The organism is Paenibacillus sp. FSL K6-1558 (assembly GCF_038002565.1).
GTDB lineage: Bacteria > Bacillota > Bacilli > Paenibacillales > Paenibacillaceae > Paenibacillus > Paenibacillus polysaccharolyticus.
Genome location: NZ_JBBOCV010000001.1, coordinates 3,510,850 through 3,529,396 on the forward strand (window position 1 = coordinate 3,510,850; position 18,547 = coordinate 3,529,396).

Genomic DNA, 18,547 nt, shown 5'->3' on the forward strand with positions numbered 1-18,547 from the left:
TAATAACACGTTTTCAATAGATTACGTTATAATCGGCTATACAAATACTGGACACCAAAGGAGCGATGAGAGATGGAGTATCGACGTTTAGGCAACAGCGGTCTGCGCGTATCTGCACTCGGTCTGGGCACAAATGCATTTGGCAAAAGAGCCGATCAAGCCGCTTCAACCCGTATTCTTCATGCAGCACTGGACCGTGGCATCAACTTTATCGACACCGCCAACATCTATGCTGGCACAGAATCAGAACGAATTATCGGACAGGCACTGGCCGGTCGGCGGGAAAACGCTGTGCTTGCAACCAAAGCCGGTTTGCCCCGGCATGATGGTCCCCATGGGCGCGGTTCCTCGCGCTACCATCTACAGCAAGAGCTGGAACATAGCCTGCGGCGTCTGCAGACGGATTATGTTGATCTGTACCAGATCCATACCTTTGACCCGCATACCCCGCTGGATGAAACCCTGCGCACGCTCGACGACATGATTACGTCCGGCAAAGTGCGCTACATCGGCGCCTCCAATTACACCGCCTGGGAGCTAATGAAAGCCCTCGGCATTAGCGAGATGCGCGGATATGCGGGGTATATCTCCACGCAAACCAGTTACTCGCTCGCCGATCGAACACCTGAGAACGAACTCGTTCCGCTGTGTCTCGATCAAGGTGTAGGCATTATCCCGTATTTCCCTCTGGCTGGCGGTATCCTGACGGGAAAATACAATGGACAAGCCAGTATTCCGTCTGGCTCCAGAGCAGATACCGACCCGTCGTTCAACCGCTTCTTGCTGGAACACAATATTCGGCTAAGCGAGCAGGTAAGTGCCAAGGCAGAGGCCGCCGGTTGCTCTCCAAGTACACTATCCCTCGCCTGGCTATTAACTCGTCCGGCCGTATCCACCGTAATTGTAGGAGCCACGCAGACGGAGCAGCTGGAGCACAATCTGGCCAGCCTCGATCTCAAGCTTTCGGGTGAATTGCTGACTGAACTGGATCAGCTGAGCGAGGATTTCCGTTATGGCCAGCCATTCGCATCCTACAGACTGGATTAGATTTTAATGACAAATAAACCTTCCAACCTTACATGGTTAGGGAGGTTTATCCATTTTTCGTCATTTTTCGCGCAAAATATATCATGAATTCACTCATGTAAACGTAAGCCGCTGATGAATCAAAATGTAATCCGTATTAATGTTCTGCTCTATTCCGAATAAACTCCTGCATGATTTCCATATAACCCTCTTTACGATCCGCGAGAAGTTCGAAGAAGTTTTTATCCGATTCCTCCACGAGATTCATGCCTTCAATCGCCAGCCTTGTGCCTTCCGGTGTTGTCGTAATGATATTCGCCCGTGTATCCGTCTGATGACGCTCACGCTTAACGTAACCTCTTTTTTCGAGGGCTCGTAACACTTGGGAGGTAACATTAACGTCTACATTGGCAAAATGAGCAATCTGTACCTGGGTAACTCCCTTGCCTTCCAAGTCACGCTCATTAAGCCATAAACAAGTATGCAATAAAATAAATTGGGGCTGTGTCAGATCAAGGGGCTCTAATACCCTGCGCACTTCCTTCTGCCACATCGTTGTTACCTGCCATAACAGATATCCGGGACTATCTTGCGGATTCGTGTATCGTGAGCTTTTCATTGTTCTACCTCCGTGATGTACGATCTTGTGCAACAGAGATGTATGTATATATCATACATGGTATAACGAATCTGTTATAATAACGCTTCGAAATACACTTCCGTTGCATCTCTATTCATTCATCTATGAAATAATATAACGATTTATCGTGTAGGAATAAACTGTTTTATCCATTGACCAAATCCCTGCGGATTTCGACTCTGAATCAAGATGGTGCCCTCTCCTCGAAAACGGCAAACCAACCCTTCCCCACTCGTCACACTGGACAACCAGCCTTGGGATGCTTTTTCGATGCGATAATCAACGTAATGAGGCCAAGCCACCAAGTGAGCATTATCGACAATAATCTCTTCGCCAGCAGCCAATTGTATAGGATGTATCGCACCATATGAGGACAGAAACACAGTGCCTCGTCCACTGATTTCAATTATAAAGAAGCCTTCTCCGGAAAAAAGACCTTTTTTCAGATTCTGCATTTTGGTATTCACCTGAATGCCTTCTGTTCCTGCCAGAAATCCGTCTTTCTGTACATAGAGAGAGTACGAGCCATCCAGTTCTACAGCCTCCACACTGCCCAGAGTTGATGGAGATAACAAAATCTCCGCGCTTCCCCCGGCGGCCGTCAATTCCTGAAAGAAAAATTTCTCTCCACTCAGCATACGGCCAAATCCGGCGAGCATACCGCCTTCTGCTGATCCTTTGAGTTCAACGGTAGGCGACATGGACACCATGGCTCCACTTTCAGCCTTGAAACGCTCTCCACGCTGTAAATCTACCTTAAGCATAGCAAATGCGCCGTCGTATAGAATTTCGTATTTCACGGTTTCATCAGCTCCCTGTCATTGTCGGTAGTAAAGTCATTGAGTCCATTATCCTCCAGCACGGCTGCTTTGTCGCCATATTCCTTGATGATATGCTGGTCACCCCAATTACATAGTGCGGTCAGAATGGGCTCTAAACTCCGGCCGTATTCACTCAATTCATACTCTACCTTGGGTGGCACCTGATTGTACACGATTCTTTTTACAATGCCGTCATTCTCCAGCTCCCGCAGTTGCTGCGTTAACATCTTTTGGGTGATTGCGGGCATGATACGCTTCAGATCACTGGTTCGTTTCTTTCCATGTGTCAGGTGACAGAGAATAACACATTTCCATTTGCCGCCAATAACCTCCAGCGTTGCTTCAACAGATATATTATATTTTTTGCGCTCCATCGTTGTCTTCCTCCCTGATGCATCTATGATTTGCTTCCGTTCATGCTAATGTACAGGCACCAAAAAGTACGTAGGGTACTAAAAAGTACGTACTGTTCATGTCATACCGAATAATTCATAATAGCATTTGCCGGTAAGCAAATCTACATTCTAGGAGTTGAACAGGACATGCATCATGAGACAAAACACAGCACTTGGGCGCTACTGGCACTAGCAATCAGCGCTTTCGCAATCGGTACGACGGAGTTTATCAGTGTAGGACTCTTGCCACTGATCGCAAATGATCTTCATATTAGTGTATCTTCAGCAGGGCTAACCGTTACCATATATGCTCTGGGTGTGATGTTCGGTGCACCGATTCTAACATCACTTACATCGGCTATATCACGCAAAACGTTGCTGCTCGCGATCATGTTGGTTTTTATTGCCGGTAACACCCTGGCATCATTATCCACCGGGATTACTGTACTTCTTATCGCACGGGTGATATCTGCTCTCGCACATGGCTTGTTCATGTCGATTGGCTCCACCATAGCAGCTGATCTGGTACCAGAAGGCCGCAGAGCAAGTGCTATTGCCACGATGTTCTCGGGACTGACCATTGCAACGGTAACCGGTGTGCCTATCGGTACATTCGTAGGCCAAAATCTTGGCTGGCGAGCAGCCTTTATCCTGATTGCAGCTGTTGGCATCCTTGCCCTGATCGCTAACCTCTTGCTTGTGCCCTCAACGTTACAACGTGGTACACGTACAGCCTTTCGGGATCAGGTGAGACTCGTAACACGCGGTCGTCTGATGCTTGCTTTTATCATCACGGCTGTAGGCTATGGAGGCACATTTGTCGTGTTCACATACTTGTCTCCGCTATTGCATGACATCAGCGGTTATTCGGATCAAACGATCGCTATCATTCTGCTGTTGTACGGTGTGGCCATTGCCATTGGTAATATGATTGGCGGTAAAGCAGCCAACCGCAAGCCATTGAAGTCACTTCTTGTCATGTTCATTGTGCAAACGATCATCCTTGGCATCCTGTATTTCACCGTTCCATTCAAATGGGCTGCACTGGTGACCATTATGGGCATGGGCTTGCTTGCTTTCATGAATGTACCTGGCCTTCAAGTCGTTGTGGTTACACTCGCAGAAAAGCTTGCACCGCAAGCCAAAGATGTCGCGTCGGCTTTTAATATTGCTGCGTTTAACGGGGGTATTGCTATAGGTGCCTATCTAGGCGGAGTCGTAAATGACTCCATCGGTTTGATCCATACCACATGGGTCGGTGCATTAATGGTGCTTATTGCGGCAATCCTGACAATATGGGCGCAACATCTTGAACAGCAAGTTACGACAAACTCAGACAGGTTGGAACCAAACCCTGTTAAGGTTTGATCTGGAAGAAAGGCACCTTTCTCGTTATAGATCAGAGACCGCTCGAATCCGTATCCGGCCTCATATTATATATCGACAGACTATATACGTTACTATATAGGTTGGGCGTTATTTGATCTAGTATGATTTAATTTTGTATCATGAATTGTTGGCAATATCACTTTAAATGGAAATATAAACAGATTTCAAGGAGGATTTCTCATGACAATAGCAAAAAATCTACAATCGACTACAACATTGCATAACGGTGTTCACATGCCTTGGTTTGGCCTAGGCGTATTCAAGGTCGAAGAGGGATCAGAACTGATTGAGGCGGTGAAAAGTGCAATCAAACACGGTTACCGCAGTATCGACACAGCAGCGATCTACGGCAATGAAGCAGGAGTTGGACAGGCCATCGCTGAGGCATTGCAAGAAAACGGGTTAAAGCGCGAAGACCTCTTTATTACCTCTAAGGTATGGAATGCTGATCTTGGATATACGGAAACACTTGCCGCATTTGATACCACGATGAACAAGCTGGGACTGGAAGTTCTCGATCTATACCTGATTCACTGGCCCAAAGCCGGCAAATACAAGGGTGCTTGGAAAGCCATGGAGGAATTGTACGCAGCAGGCCGAATCCGTGCAATTGGCGTAAGTAATTTTCAAATTCATCACCTGCAAGATCTGATGCAGGATGCACAAGTGAAACCGATGGTCAACCAAGTGGAGTACCATCCCCGTCTAACACAGGACGAGTTGCGAGCATTCTGCAAACAGCATGGCATTCAGCTTGAAGCCTGGTCACCGTTGATGCAAGGTGAACTGCTGGACAATCCAGTATTAGCAAAGATCGCTGCATCCAAAGATAAATCTATCGCCCAAGTTATTTTACGGTGGGATCTGCAAAATGAGGTTGTAACTATTCCGAAATCAACCAAAGAACATCGGATCATCGAAAATGCAGCCATTTTTGACTTTACGCTGTCCACGGAAGAGATGGAACAGATCAACTCATTAAACGAGAACGTGCGGGTAGGCCCAGACCCGGATAACTTTGATTTCTAATTCAATTCTTTAAAGTAAGACCACTAACCTATCAAACAAAGTCGATTATTCATCCATCGGCTTTGTTTTTGCTTTCTGCTTCATGATTAAACTGGTCAATGAGTTTATCCAGAATCACCGACTGCTTGATTACTTCAGGATGAAGAAATCCGTTATATTTCTTCGCAAGTTCGTACAGATGGCTTCTAGCCTGCTCCATTTTCAGATGTATAAGCACACTTTTTCTCATCAAATCAGCCTCTCTGAAACATTGTAGAATCTGATGTCAGAATATAGATTATTAATTTAAAGGCACAAAAGGAGCGCAATTATATGAAATATGACCCAATACACGCCCATCTCTAGCCTTGCTTAGCTTCATAAAACTCTGAACGATCTCTAATTTTTTCGAAAATAGCCAAGCAGGAATTAAGAATTGTGCTACTCCCCATAGCTATGGATAGATTCAAGCCCTCTAACATAAGCTCTGTGGCAGATTGATTATCCTTACTTTCAACGAAGCGATACACGGCCAAATCCCCTAAAAATTGCACGTATTTTTCTTTTATTATCGTCGGTTTATACTCCCCGAATTCAGCTTTTTCCGATTGATAAGGTATATATCCTGCAAATCGTTCCAAAATCGTATCAATATTGAAATGATATATATTCGCTGCCTGGATCATGTGCCATAGAGCAATGAATATCTCACCTTCGCGAGTTGCTATATAATCAGCATATTCATTTATAATCTGCACTTCTCCTGACATCAGACGATACAGGTAGGTATTCGCAATAGCCCATTCTGAGAATTGTCCAATAATCTGCTGAGCTTGCTCGTCTTTCTCTCGAATCCAGCGTTCCCCATTATCATATAGACCTACAAGTTCCAGTGCTCTTTTGTAATCACCGCACTTCTCACTTGCTGTAGCTTGGGCCAGATAGGCGTATAAAATATAATAATAAAGCGGTCTTTCTGTCTCCTTCTTTACTTCTTCCGAACGAACAGAACGGTGTTGCAATTCATATTGTATCGTGGCGATTCGTTGCATCTCTTTGGCAAGTGTATTCACCTTCTCCCATTTATGGGCCATTCCGAATGCATGTGATAACTGCTTTAATGCTTCAAGTTGATCGGTTTCATCCAGCCGGTTCACGTATGTCTCAAACTGAGTTGCCGCTCGTATATTTTTTTCCATATTGTCCCCTAGATCAATTAGAAACAAACGATATTGGCAGCGTGCAAGACGTTCAGAATGCTGATACTTTTCCGCTTCACATACCCCTCGGTATAAAACTGCTGCAGCCATTTTTTTGTTATTGTCAAATAACTCCTCAGCCATTTCAAATAATACGGGAACATAAGCAAGGTCTTCTAGAATACGGTTGGTGATATGCTGGATACAATCCACTCGATTCAAATCAGCACAACGAAATATAAACGGCCGTATACGTCTGATGGAGATCAGGGTTGAAAAACACTCGTCTATATAATCATCAAAAAAATAATCTTCAGGTAACCCCATACCCGCGGTAATCGCTATAAGTTGATTCATAGATATGGGTTTATTTCCTTGTAAAATACGGCTGAGCGTCCCTGAATTTATGCCTGATGTCACAGCAAAGTGTGAATGTTTAATATGATTATCCTGTATGTACTGCATCAATTTTTCTCGAATTGAATTTGCACACTCCATCACACACACCTCCACAAACGTACAAGTAATGGGTTGAATCCCCTGTGCATAACTATACCAATTAAGAATCATTCATGGGTCCAAATATTATCCAGCACGTAAAAAAAGCACCAAAGAGGCTGTATCTAAACTCGATTCGAAATTTAGACACAGCCTCGGCTTATTCAAATGGATCCCAGCCATCCTCCCCTGACAAAACGAGGGGCAACGTATACTCGGCTGCTTCTTCCTCCGTCAGTATGTGAGACCAAGGCACGCGCACATCTGCACGTCCGGCTCCTGGCCCGGCACTTTTATATTCGGCATAATTAACTGTGGTTTCCGCTTCGACCTTGTTCCAGTTATGCCAGCCTTCCTGTTTCACGTGCGCACCGAGCCAGCAGTTCAGGAAACAGACTTTGGAATGATTACGCCACGGCCTGCCCAGATACACCGATTGCGGAGGGGCATTACTGGTCAGATCACATTCGACAAACACATATCCGTAACGAACATCCTCTGGTGTAGAAGCCGCTGTAATCCAGCCATTCACATGTCCTTCTGCAACCTCCGCTTCCGTCAAGCGACTCTTCGTGAAGATTTCACAACCCTTGAACACAACCGTAGCCGAGCCAAAAATAAAGTCGATATCCCCTTCGATATAACAATCCTCGAAGTACTGTCTTAACTTCCTGCGCTCGGCACCGTCACGAGGCCCACCGAAATAACTGCGGTCCAGCGGTTGCTCAGGCAATGGTCCAGTAAAGATCGTATCTTGATGACCGATAAAACGGCATCCGCGGAACACAGCACGATCCCCATCCACATAGACTGCTAGCGCCTGTCCTACCTCGCTACCTGGCCCAGCCGAGTTCACGAAAGAGATGCCTTCCGCCTTGAAATCATCAGCCCCGATAAACGCTGTGTACGAATGGAATGTATGATACTGTGAACCGTCGGGAAATCGCTTGAGTGCATGGTCATCATAGGTGATAATCGTCTGCTCGGCGCCCTCACCAATCAGATGGATGCCCGGCTTATCCATGTGCAGCTTCTCAACATACACGCCCGCCTTCACTCGGATCGGAAGGCCTTGAGTACCATGATCTGGATGAGCATCCACTGCCGCCTGAATGGTTGTATAATCTCCTGATCCGTCAGAAGCAACCGTAATACAGGGAGTAGATGACTCCAACACGAGATCCGCTGCCGAGCGTTGCTCCGTCATGGCAAACGCTCCATTTCCAGTGCGGCCAGCAACAACGGAGCAACTCCCATAAAGGAATCGCTTACAATAGCCTCGCTAACATAGTAGCTGTACGAGCCATCACGATCCAGACTCAATCCTGCTCCGTGGCAGATGCCATTCAACCGAACGCCTTCAGTGGTCTCCTCCATTAACTTGGACGTAAGCCCTTGCCACCCTTTTTCCGCCGCAGTTCTGAAGTGAGGTTCCAGATAACGCAAACGTACACCTTTCGCAATTGCATATACAAACATGCTTGAGCCTGAAGCCTCCAGATAGTTTCCTTTGCGGAACCCTTGATCCAGCACCTGGAACCATAGTCCGCTCTCCTGCTCTTGTACTCGTACCAAAGCATTACACATACGCTCAAAGATACCAATAATCGTACCCCGTTTAGGATGATTCAGCGGGAAATGTTCGACACTATCCACGATGGCCATGGCATACCAGCCCATAGCTCGGCTCCAGAAGTGCGGGGAACATCCGGTCAGGGAATCTGCCCAGATCTGCTCCTTCGATTCATCCCAGCCATGGTATAACAATCCGGTACGTGGATCACGTGTCTGGCGCTCGACCAGCAGAATCTGATGAGCTACTTCGTCAAATAACTCTGGCCGCTGAAACGTCTTCGCATATTGGGAGAGAAAGGGAGAAGACATGTACAGTCCATCCAGCCACATCTGGAACGGATAGATTTTTTTGTGCCAGAAGCCACCCTCGGATGTACGAGGCTGCCCTGCGAGCTGCGCTGCGAGCAGATGAGCAGCTTCTGCGTAGCGCCCATCCTCGGCATCATCAAGTAATGCAAACAGGTTCTTCCCTTGATTAATCTGATCCAGATTATATTCTTCCAGGGAGTAGGTTCCGATAGATCCATCTGGCTGTACATACAGATCCATATGTCTTTTCATAAAATCGATATATTCCTGCTTGCCGTATTCTTCTCCTGTTCGTGCCATAGCCATTAACGTCATGCCTTCCACGTATGCCCATCGTCCTGAAGGGAATGCATGGAAACCATCCTCGTTACATTGCTGCATAATCGTTGCTGCAATTCGCTCAGACCAGGATAACTGCGTCTGTACCTGCATCGCGTTACCTCCTAGTAGTTTGTATTGGTTCGAATACATAACCTTCCAATCGCTGTTATCACCAGATTTTTTTCGATTCCCTTTTATTAAAGGGAAAATCCGGTGATAAAGGCGAACGCTTCACTTTTTCAGGTTTTTTCTGTCCTCTCCGTTGGTGTGTAAAATAATAACTCAACATGGGATAGTTCTTCATTCAATTATACATTCACTTACTACTTTTAGAGCTGAACTAGCTTCTATAAAGCCGGCATTACTGCCGGCATATTGCTGTTGAATTACGAAGATTCAGCTTCGGCTGGATAACGACTGGCACATCCACCTGCTCGTCACGGATCAGAGAGACAATAAGCTCTGCCGCCTGAGCAGCCAGTTCATCCAGCGGCGGACCAATGGTGGTCAATGCTACTTCGGCATACTGCATATCCGGCAGATCGTCGTAACCGATAATCGAGATATCACGCGGCACGCTGTAGCCTGCTTCGAGCAATGCCCGAAGCGCTCCCCGCGTCACGAGGTTATTCAGACCGATAAACGCTGTGGGGGACTCCGCACCAAACGTATAATTCCGGATCGCGAAATACCCGTCTTCCCACGAAGAATGCGCGGGTAACACATCGTCCTCATTAAAAGCCAGTCCTGTGCGCTGCAAGGCTTCCCGATATCCCTCCAGCTTCACATGCTGTGAGTTACCGATGAATCCAATTCGGCTGTGACCGAGTGATTTCAGATGCTCCACTGCCTTGTATAGCCCCTCCTTACGGTCAATCTTGATGTAAGGAGAGTTCGGGGCTTCATCTGTACCGAGTACAAAACATGGCATGTTCAGGGTCGCAAACTTTTTCCAAAATGCATCCCGATTGTCCAGCGCATAGTCCCACAGGATACAACCATCGACACGCAGCTGGCTGAACACGTCCACCCCGTCATCGGCCACAACCAGAATCATCTGATATCCTCGCTTCTTCAGCTCGGTATGCAGGCTACCCGAAATGTTGGAGAACAATGGATTGCTCAGTTCGTCCAGCACAAAACCGATGATATTGCTTCTGCCGGTGGAGAGTTGCCGGGCCAGCATATTTTTCCGGTATTGGTGTTTCTCCGCTACCGCGAGCACCTTCTGTTTGGTCGCCGGTTTGATCCGGGGATCATCATTCAGCGCTTTCGATACCGTGCTGTAGCTCACCCCCGCCAGTTTGGCAATATCTTTAATGGTAATCAAATTGAATCAACACCTCTCATATGCCTGAAACCTGTTTCTTATTTCTGTGCAGCTTTATAGCGATCATACTGTGCCTGTCTGCCCGCGATCACCTGTTCAACATTCATGCTTTTGAGTGTCTCGATGTACTTGTCGAACTGATCGAGGCTTGCATCACCACTAATAAACTTGAAATTCATCTCTTCTACATATGTGGTAATGTCAGGCATGGACATGCTCTCTACGCTCGCTTCATCCGGTAAAGCATACACAAACGGGAACGGCTCACGCACATATTTCTCTAATTCTTTGTCCAGCTTCGCATGCCAAGGTGCAACGATCGAATCCGCTGAATCCGTGGACTGGATGTTTGGCAGGTTGACTGGGCCAATTCCGAGCTTTTGGATATATTCATTGTCTTTACCTTTATCCGTGAATTTCTTCACGCCATTCTCTTCTGTATACGTATCATCCTTGATGCCCCAAGTGTAATATGTCTGTGCTTCATCACTGACTGCATAATCCAGGAAGCGGAAAGCCAGTTCCGGATTTTTGCTATCTTTACTGATGCCGAAGATACCACTAACCGGTGTACGTCCGATGTAGAACTGATCTCCATGTGGCCCTTTTAATGGTAGAATACCTTTGATGATCGGCTCTTCGGGCTTGTAATCCTTGAAGAGCGGGCTGTAAACCATCGACATATACCAGCTGAAGTTAAACGTCGCTCCCGTTACGTCTTGCGAGATCCGTGAAGTAACCTGGTCGCTTGTAGTGCTCGCGTAGTCCACCCCGAGCAGACCTTCTTTGTACAGACCATTCAAGTAAGTCAGGTATTCCTTGTAGGCTGGCTCATAATAGCTGAAGTGCACTTTGCCTTGATCGTCTGCATAGAAATTGTTCGATAGATCAAGTCCAAAGGCTGGACCGAAGGCCATAGGGATAAACTTCGATTCCATGGACAATGGAATCTCATCGGCTTTGCCGTTGCCGTTCGGGTCATCTGTTTTAAATTTGCGCAGCATCGCTGTGAACTCATCAAGCGTAGTTGGCTCAGATAATCCCAGCTTTTTGAGCCAACGCTCATTCACCATGAACACAGGCATGTAGTTACGCGTCAGCGTTTGTTGTGGAACATAATACATTTTACCATCTGGCGTGGTTAAACTGGCTTTCACGGATGGCGACTTTTCATATATTTTTTTGAGATTAACGCCATACTTCTCTACCAGGTCATTAATCGGGATGAACAGACCGCTGTTAATGTACTTCATTAATTGATCCTGATCCGGCAGGTACACGATATCCGGGAGCCCTGTGCCGGCAGCCAGCCTCGGATTGACCGCATCCGCATAGTTTTGAGGAGGGATCAGATCCCAATCTACTTTCACACCCGCATTACTCTCAATTTTCTTAACGATGGCTGCGGTGGACAGATCCACGTTGGTTGTCCATGCGTTCGTTGCCAGGACTGACAGCTTCGCATCCGGTTGATCCGTTACCGGCCCAGCGCCGGTATAATTGAAGGCTTTTTCTGTACTCTCAGGTGTTTTCCCCGCATCGGTTCCTGCACCCGTTCCCCCGCTACAACCCGCCAAACTGATCGCAAGTATCGCCGCAATTACACTTTTTCTTCCTGCCCCTTTGACTTTCATCCATCATTCCTCCTTGGTATGAACCCTTTTGAACTCCCTTGAATGACTTGCTTGAATGACTGTGGTGCTTGGTAATGCACTCTATCCTTTCACGGCTCCGAGGGTAATGCCCTTAACGAAGTACCGTTGGATAAACGGGTAGATCATTACGATCGGCAGAATGCTGACCACAATAGATACATAACGAACTTGCAGCGATGAAACCGCCAGTGCACCGGATGTCATCGTACCACCCATCTTCTGCATAACTTCTGGCGAAGCCATGATCAGCACCCTTCGCAGGAACATCTGGAGCGGCTGCATATCCTGTTTGCCTAGATACAGCAAGGCTGAGAAAAAATTGTTCCAGTGGAATACGGCGTAGTACAGCGTCAGCACGGCTAGTGTAGGCTTGATAATCGGAACAGCGAGACGATACAGCATCGTCATCTCATTCGCTCCATCAATGCTTGCGCTTTCAAAAATTTCATTCGGAATGCCTTCAAAGGCCGAGCGGCAGATCATTACGTTAAACGTAATCACCAGTACAGGTAGCACCATCACCCAGCGAGTATTGTACAGACCGAGTGATGTGATCAGCATGTAGACCGGAATGAGTCCACCTGAGAAATACATGGTGAAAGCGATAAAAAAGTTCAGCTTGCGCCGTAGAAAAAACTGCTGTCTCGACAAAGGAAATGCAGCCAGGCAAGTTGCTACAATGTTCAACAACGTGCCCACAACGGTATACCAGACCGTGTTATAGAAGGAAACCCACAGTTCCTTGTACTGCAGTACCATCTTATATCCTGAGAGAGTGAACCCCACAGGCCAGAGCACCACTTTTTGTTTATCGATGGCATCCACCGAGCTGAAGGAAATGCTGACCACGTACAGGAATGGATATAAGGTGACTACAACCGCCAGAATGGTCAGCAGGTAGACGAAGACATAGAATAATCGGTCACTTCTCGATTTTTGCATACAGGCTCTCCTTTGGATCAGTGTGTGTCTTACCAGAGTGACATTTTGGTCAGGCGGCGAGTCAGGGTATTGGCTGCAAAAACAAGGATAAAGGTGATAATGGAGTTGAATAGTCCAATAGCTGTGGCGAAGCCATAGTTCTGACCCTCGATCCCCATACGGTACACATAAGTGGACAGTACATCTGCCGTTTCATATGTGGCTCCGTTATAGAGCAGGTATACTTTCTCAAAGCCTACGCTCATGATACCGCCGAGCGACAGTAGCAACAGAATAACAATGGTTGGTTTGATGCTTGGCAGGGTTAGATGCCACAATTCCTGGAATTTATTCACACCGTCGATTTTGCCGGAGTCATACATCTCGGGGTCAATGCCCATAATGGCTGCGATGTAGATGATGGAGCTGAAACCAAAGCTCTGCCAGATGTCTGAACTTGTGAAAATGGTACGGAACCAGCTGGCATCCATCATGAAGTTTATTTTTTCCATACCGAGTCTTGCGATTAGAGTGTTGATGATACCGTCTGTTGGTGATAGGAAGTTGATAATAATGCCGGCCACCACAACGGTGGAGATAAAGTGAGGAAGATAAGTTACGGTTTGCGCGAAGCGTTTAAAGGTTCGATTCTTAATCTCTACGATGCAGACTGCAAATAGAATGGGGATGGAGAAACCGAACAAGAGTGGCAGAAAGGCCAGTAAAAAGGTATTACGCAATAGCCGCCAGAAGTATATCGAGTTGACGAACTGCTCAAACCAGCGCAGCCCCACCCATTCGCCACTGAACATGCCTTGACCCGGTATAAAGTTGCGAAAGGCAAGCAATACACCCGGCATGGGCAGATACATGAAGATGAGATAATACAGAAAGATTGGTGAGAACATCAGCAACAAATACTTATCCCGCCGAATCAGACTGAACAGCGTGGACATGCGTTTTTTCAACGTAAACACTCCCCTTCGTTCCAAAATTACAACGTTTGAATTTTTTGATAAAAAAAATCTGTTCCCCTGTAATACATCTGATATTAGGCTAACTCCAATTTTGTAACGACCTATACTATACCGCATAATCACAAGAAAAATTGCATTTATTCAGTCTCGTTCATGCCTCAACTATACCTTTTCAAATCTTACATCCCCCATAATTACAACGTTGTAATTTTAATTTAAATGTATACGCTTTCATAAACTTTTTCTCATCTTAGCAGAGTCTTGAATGTTTAGCAACAACAAAATCAGGAATACCCTTTAATTTTTATAACGCCATGCCCCGAGGAGCAAACGTGAATATTGCATGGTACCCGCATTGGGAAAAGAAAAAAGGACAGAAATAGCGTTGCTATTCCGCCCCAACATGTATTACAACGACGTATCATAACTGATTGCGAAATTGCATCGGTGTTACACCCTTAACGCGCTGAAACGCTCTGTAGAACTGACTGACGTGTGAGAATCCCAATGCAAAGCTTATTTCCGTCACTGATTCGGTTGTATTGCGCAGACAACGAACGGCTTCCTCCACACGTAAATTCAGTAGATACTGGTACGGCGTTGAACCTGTCAGCATTTTGAACGAGCGCATAAAATGATACCTGCTCTGATGTGCTACCGCTGCCATGGAGTCGATGTCCATCGGGTTTGTGAAGTCACTGTGAATATACTCTAATACACGCTGCATATGAGGATCTATGCCCAAATTACTCCCGTTAACTCCAAGGAAATATGGACGATTATTGCCAGAAAGTAATAGCCCCTCTGGGCTCCCGGACCATATGGAACCAGCTTCTCTTGCTTCTATATGCGAATGCTCGGGTCCAGACAATATGCGTTCAAGATACTGCTCTACAGACAGCTCGGTTTCCTGAATGAGCAACGGGTCCGGTTCATCCTCCAGCCCAGTCACATGCCATCCTCGGAACAGTCTGCTGATCTCTGCAGGATCGAAGGCTTGGGTGATCTGTAATTCAGAATGAACTGATCTTGAACCGCGGTCTGCTAATCCTCTTGGTAGATTACGAAACTTGATGACAATGACGGCTGCGTCCGAACCGATCTCAAAAAAGTGCTCCGTCCGGGGATGGGCGATGATTCCGAATCCAGCCTGTAATGTATACGTCTGTTGTTCCTGCACCAGCAAGCATTGACCTCTAATGGACAGGGTTACCTGATACCAGTCATCATGCATATGAGGTTCATTGGCGAACCCGCCAGAAGCTTTCCATAACTCTAAACCATTGAATGTCATATTTAATTCCATCGTTTCTCACCTGCTGACATTATAGCAAATCGTGCTTAGATTCCAAGCACTTTTCACAAAGACAAGCTCTCTAGCTATCTTTTATTATGGATAAAAATATCCGAGGTGATCTATGATGGCTCAAGCCGCCGTAAACAAAATTCAACTAAACCACGCAGCGAACTGGGCCCTTGCAGGGGTGAGTTTCGCCCATCTGCTGAATGATGCCATGCAAACGGTTGTTACGTCAGCCTTCCCGCTGTTCCAACAAGCCATGCATCTCAGCTTTGCACAGATGGGCTGGATTGCCTTTGCACTAAACATTACTGCTTCGGTGCTACAACCACTGATCGGCTATATATCCGATCGCAAACCCATGCCTATTCTGCTGCCCGGCGGCATGATATTTTCCCTGTTCGGGATTCTGGGCTTTGCCTTTTCGTCATCGTTATGGATGCTACTCATATCCGCGTCACTGATTGGTATCGGCTCATCTATTCTTCATCCCGAATCCTCACGTGTTGCCCATCTGGCTGCCGGTCGAGGGCGCGGCATGGCACAGTCCATCTTTCAGGTTGGCGGGAATACCGGACAAGCTATTGCCCCCCTACTGGTTGCTTTTGTACTGCTTCCGCATGGTCAGTTACAATTTCTGTGGCTAATGGCCTTTGCACTTATCGGCATCCTTATCCAAGCTTCCGTCAGCCGTTGGTACAAGAATAAGCTGAACGCCTCACGCCCCCATCGGACACAATCCGTACAGCACACGCTACATGAATCAGAAGCAACGCCTCAGCCCGTGAGTCGAAAACGAATTGTCATATCCATGAGTGTTCTCATTCTACTGTTATTCTCGAAGTTTGTTTATATCGCAGCTATGACAGGATACTACGCCTTTTATTACACGGCTGTGCATCATCTGCCACTCTCGAAGGCACAGCTCTGCTTGTTTATCCTTCAATTCGCAGGCATGATTGGAACCTTGCTTGGCGGGCCACTCGCGGATCGTTACGGGCGCAAACCGATGATCTGGTTTTCCATTGCTGGTACCGCTCCGTTCTCACTACTGCTTCCTTATGCAGGCCCTGTCTTGTCTATGGTGCTATGCGGTATCATCGGATTAATCCTGATGTCGGGCTTCAGTGTTATTATTGTCTACGCTCAGGAATTGCTGCCGCGTCACATTGGTACAGTATCTGGACTGTTCTTCGGCCTGTCATTTGGTATGGCTGGACTGGGTTCGGTTGTCATCGGTTCTCTGATCGATGTGACCAGCATTTCATTCGTCATCCGGCTGTGTTCCTTTTTGCCCCTGATCGGCGTGTGTGCTGTATTCTTGCGCAGTGATCGATCCGCTAAAGCTTAGCAAGCTATTGATACTTCCATAACAGTTCCAATACAATAAGTTGAGAAGCGGAGGCGCGATATGTATCAGAGAGAAGGGATGGTTCAATGATCATTGATATACAGCATGTGACTTGGAAAAGAGGCCCTCTCACCTTGCTGAACGATGTCAGCTGGCGTGTAGACAAAGGCGAACACTGGGCGCTGCTTGGCCTGAACGGCTCTGGCAAAACAACGCTCCTCAATATGATTACCGGCTACCTGTGGCCTACGGAAGGCAACATCTCGGTACTCGGTCATGAATATGGCAGTGTAGACCTGAGGGAGCTTCGAAAGTCGATTGGCTGGGTGAGCTCCTCCTTGCAAGAGAAACTATACGCTTCTGACCGCACGCAATATGTCGTGATTAGTGGGAAACACGCTACGATCGGTCTGTACGACAAACTGGCAGACGAAGATTTGAATCAGGCGATGCACTGGATGCAAACGCTGGGCTGCCAGCATCTGTGGGATCGTGAGTATCGCACTTGCTCGCAGGGGGAGAAGCAGAAATTGCTCATTGCCCGTGCCCTGATGGCGAATCCACAGCTGCTCATTTTGGATGAGCCTTGTAATGGGCTTGATCTATTTTCCAGAGAGCGTCTACTGGACAGCATCAGTGAACTGACAGCACGTTCAGACTCACCTTCGCTGATCTATGTAACGCATCATACCGAGGAAATTTTGCCCGTCTTCAAGCACAGCCTTTTACTCCGTCGGGGTGAAGTTTTTGGGTGTGGATTAACCGCTGATCTCATGACACAGGACGTATTAAGTGATTTCTTTGAAGCCCCAGTAGAAGTAGATCAGCATGGTGAACGAGTTTATGTACGGGCAGCAGCATCTAAAGGTTAGAATTATCTGTATCCAAAAGGAACAGAGTGAGGCGGAATAAACAGCAAAACCCAAATACTTATCCACATGTGGATAGTTTTTGGGCTTTCTACTCCTATATATTGTGTTATCCACGGTTTTCTGTGTAAAACTTTCGCCAATCTGAGCATAACTTCGATTCTATGTTTGCCTCTTCCTTAGCCTACTTCCGTGCGGAGAGAAACAGAAAAAGCGGAATACGCCGTCTGCGCTGATACGTCTCTTCATTGACGAATTCTGCACGCTTAGGTGCTGATTCACGCAATTGCTCCACTCGGAATCCAGCTTCTTGCAGGGCCATGTAATACGATTCAATGGTACGGTGCATTTTTTGGACGGAACCCCCAAGCCACTGCTGCTCCCGATACCCCTCGACGAAGTATTGATCTACGATCCAATTGGTTCGTGTTCCGGAGGGTTGCAGCGTTGAAGTAATCACCGGGTGCTCTACCGAAAAAACAAAGGTTCCATCTTTTTTAAGTGCCCCATACACTTTACGAAAGAGGCTTTCAACATCCTCGATGTAGTGGATCGCCAGTCTTGAAATGGCAAGGTCATATGAATGTACAGGATACGTCCACTCTTCGAGATAAGATTGCTCGATCCGGGCATTCAATCCCTGAACGGACTTGCGGGCAGCCCGAACCATATTCGTTGAACCTTCAATACCTGTATAAGACAAGCCATTATACCTCTCGCCAAGTAGTTCTACCGCAAATTTTGCGTCTCCACAGCCGAGATCGAGAATATGTTTACCCGTAACATCCCCGACCAACTCCAGCATAACCGGTCTCTCCAACGTATCATTGGCGTTATCCTGGCCTTGTCGGCGTTCCATATACGTCTCAAATACCTCATTATTATCGTAAAAATCAGAACCTCTTTCACTCATATCTGCACTGACCCCCATTCTATGAGTTATACACTAGTGTGGTTCACCCT

18 protein-coding genes are annotated in these 18,547 nt (G+C 46.8%); 5 read left to right on the top strand and 13 right to left on the bottom strand.

The genetic code is table 11. The annotated features are described in order from the left end of the window. Positions 1 to 72: 72 nt before the first annotated feature. Positions 73 to 1,047 carry an aldo/keto reductase gene (locus tag MHI38_RS15105; RefSeq protein WP_341181371.1) on the top strand — a complete coding sequence of 325 codons (975 nt, stop codon included), beginning with the start codon at positions 73 to 75 and terminating at the stop codon, positions 1,045 to 1,047. Between the two features lie 136 nt (positions 1,048 to 1,183). Here MHI38_RS15105 and MHI38_RS15110 read toward each other — a convergent pair whose 3' ends face one another. The 3 genes from MHI38_RS15110 to MHI38_RS15120 form a co-directional block, all read right to left on the bottom strand. Continuing rightward, positions 1,184 to 1,645: a MarR family winged helix-turn-helix transcriptional regulator gene (locus MHI38_RS15110; RefSeq protein ID WP_154889966.1), complete on the bottom strand. Its 462-nt coding sequence runs from the start codon at positions 1,643 to 1,645 to the stop codon at positions 1,184 to 1,186. Between the two features lie 143 nt (positions 1,646 to 1,788). Continuing rightward, positions 1,789 to 2,466, bottom strand: a complete 678-nt coding sequence (locus MHI38_RS15115; RefSeq protein WP_090921470.1) for a TIGR00266 family protein — start codon at positions 2,464 to 2,466, stop codon at positions 1,789 to 1,791. Further along, positions 2,463 to 2,861, bottom strand: coding sequence for a winged helix-turn-helix transcriptional regulator (locus tag MHI38_RS15120; RefSeq protein WP_090921468.1), 399 nt, complete (start codon positions 2,859 to 2,861; stop codon positions 2,463 to 2,465). Before MHI38_RS15120 ends, MHI38_RS15115 begins: the two co-directional genes overlap by 4 nt. A gap of 168 nt (positions 2,862 to 3,029) precedes the next feature. Here MHI38_RS15120 and MHI38_RS15125 point away from each other — a divergent pair, with 168 nt between their 5' ends. Further along, positions 3,030 to 4,250: an MFS transporter gene (locus MHI38_RS15125; RefSeq protein ID WP_341181372.1), complete on the top strand. Its 1,221-nt coding sequence runs from the start codon at positions 3,030 to 3,032 to the stop codon at positions 4,248 to 4,250. 207 nt (positions 4,251 to 4,457) lie between these two features. Further along, the gene (locus tag MHI38_RS15130; protein WP_341181927.1) at positions 4,458 to 5,300 is read left to right on the top strand and encodes an aldo/keto reductase; all 843 of its coding nucleotides are present in this window, start codon (positions 4,458 to 4,460) and stop codon (positions 5,298 to 5,300) included. 49 nt (positions 5,301 to 5,349) lie between these two features. On the opposite strand, the gene MHI38_RS15135 is transcribed toward MHI38_RS15130, so the two are convergent. From MHI38_RS15135 to MHI38_RS15175, 9 genes are all read right to left on the bottom strand, one after another. Further along, positions 5,350 to 5,529: an aspartyl-phosphate phosphatase Spo0E family protein gene (locus MHI38_RS15135; protein ID WP_341181373.1), complete on the bottom strand. Its 180-nt coding sequence runs from the start codon at positions 5,527 to 5,529 to the stop codon at positions 5,350 to 5,352. Between the two features lie 112 nt (positions 5,530 to 5,641). Continuing rightward, positions 5,642 to 6,976 carry a helix-turn-helix domain-containing protein gene (locus tag MHI38_RS15140; RefSeq protein ID WP_341181374.1) on the bottom strand — a complete coding sequence of 445 codons (1,335 nt, stop codon included), beginning with the start codon at positions 6,974 to 6,976 and terminating at the stop codon, positions 5,642 to 5,644. Positions 6,977 to 7,136: 160 nt separating this feature from the next. Next, a complete protein-coding gene (locus MHI38_RS15145; RefSeq protein WP_341181375.1) occupies positions 7,137 to 8,183 on the bottom strand; it encodes a pectinesterase family protein in 1,047 nt (348 codons plus the stop codon). Continuing rightward, the gene (locus MHI38_RS15150) at positions 8,180 to 9,292 is read right to left on the bottom strand and encodes a glycoside hydrolase family 88/105 protein (protein ID WP_154984308.1); all 1,113 of its coding nucleotides are present in this window, start codon (positions 9,290 to 9,292) and stop codon (positions 8,180 to 8,182) included. The genes MHI38_RS15145 and MHI38_RS15150 overlap by 4 nt, the downstream gene beginning before the upstream one ends. Positions 9,293 to 9,542: 250 nt before the next feature. Beyond that, a complete protein-coding gene (locus MHI38_RS15155; protein WP_341181376.1) occupies positions 9,543 to 10,511 on the bottom strand; it encodes a LacI family DNA-binding transcriptional regulator in 969 nt (322 codons plus the stop codon). Positions 10,512 to 10,549: 38 nt separating this feature from the next. Next, on the bottom strand, positions 10,550 to 12,145 hold the full coding sequence (locus MHI38_RS15160) for an extracellular solute-binding protein (RefSeq protein ID WP_090921452.1): 1,596 nt from the start codon (positions 12,143 to 12,145) through the stop codon (positions 10,550 to 10,552). An 81-nt stretch (positions 12,146 to 12,226) separates the two neighbouring features. Beyond that, entirely contained in the window at positions 12,227 to 13,108 is an 882-nt protein-coding gene (locus MHI38_RS15165; RefSeq protein WP_090921438.1) for a carbohydrate ABC transporter permease, read from the bottom strand. Positions 13,109 to 13,137: 29 nt separating this feature from the next. Continuing rightward, on the bottom strand, positions 13,138 to 14,055 hold the full coding sequence (locus tag MHI38_RS15170) for an ABC transporter permease (RefSeq protein WP_418792713.1): 918 nt from the start codon (positions 14,053 to 14,055) through the stop codon (positions 13,138 to 13,140). Between the two features lie 430 nt (positions 14,056 to 14,485). Beyond that, a complete protein-coding gene (locus tag MHI38_RS15175) occupies positions 14,486 to 15,370 on the bottom strand; it encodes an AraC family transcriptional regulator (RefSeq protein WP_341181377.1) in 885 nt (294 codons plus the stop codon). Between the two features lie 115 nt (positions 15,371 to 15,485). Here MHI38_RS15175 and MHI38_RS15180 point away from each other — a divergent pair, with 115 nt between their 5' ends. Together MHI38_RS15180 and MHI38_RS15185 are read left to right on the top strand one after the other, a co-directional pair. Next, positions 15,486 to 16,715: an MFS transporter gene (locus MHI38_RS15180; RefSeq protein WP_341181378.1), complete on the top strand. Its 1,230-nt coding sequence runs from the start codon at positions 15,486 to 15,488 to the stop codon at positions 16,713 to 16,715. An 86-nt stretch (positions 16,716 to 16,801) separates the two neighbouring features. After that, positions 16,802 to 17,587 carry an ABC transporter ATP-binding protein gene (locus MHI38_RS15185; RefSeq protein WP_341181379.1) on the top strand — a complete coding sequence of 262 codons (786 nt, stop codon included), beginning with the start codon at positions 16,802 to 16,804 and terminating at the stop codon, positions 17,585 to 17,587. 181 nt (positions 17,588 to 17,768) lie between these two features. On the opposite strand, the gene MHI38_RS15190 is transcribed toward MHI38_RS15185, so the two are convergent. After that, positions 17,769 to 18,497, bottom strand: coding sequence for a class I SAM-dependent methyltransferase (locus MHI38_RS15190; protein WP_090921416.1), 729 nt, complete (start codon positions 18,495 to 18,497; stop codon positions 17,769 to 17,771). Between the last annotated feature and the right edge of the window lie 50 nt (positions 18,498 to 18,547).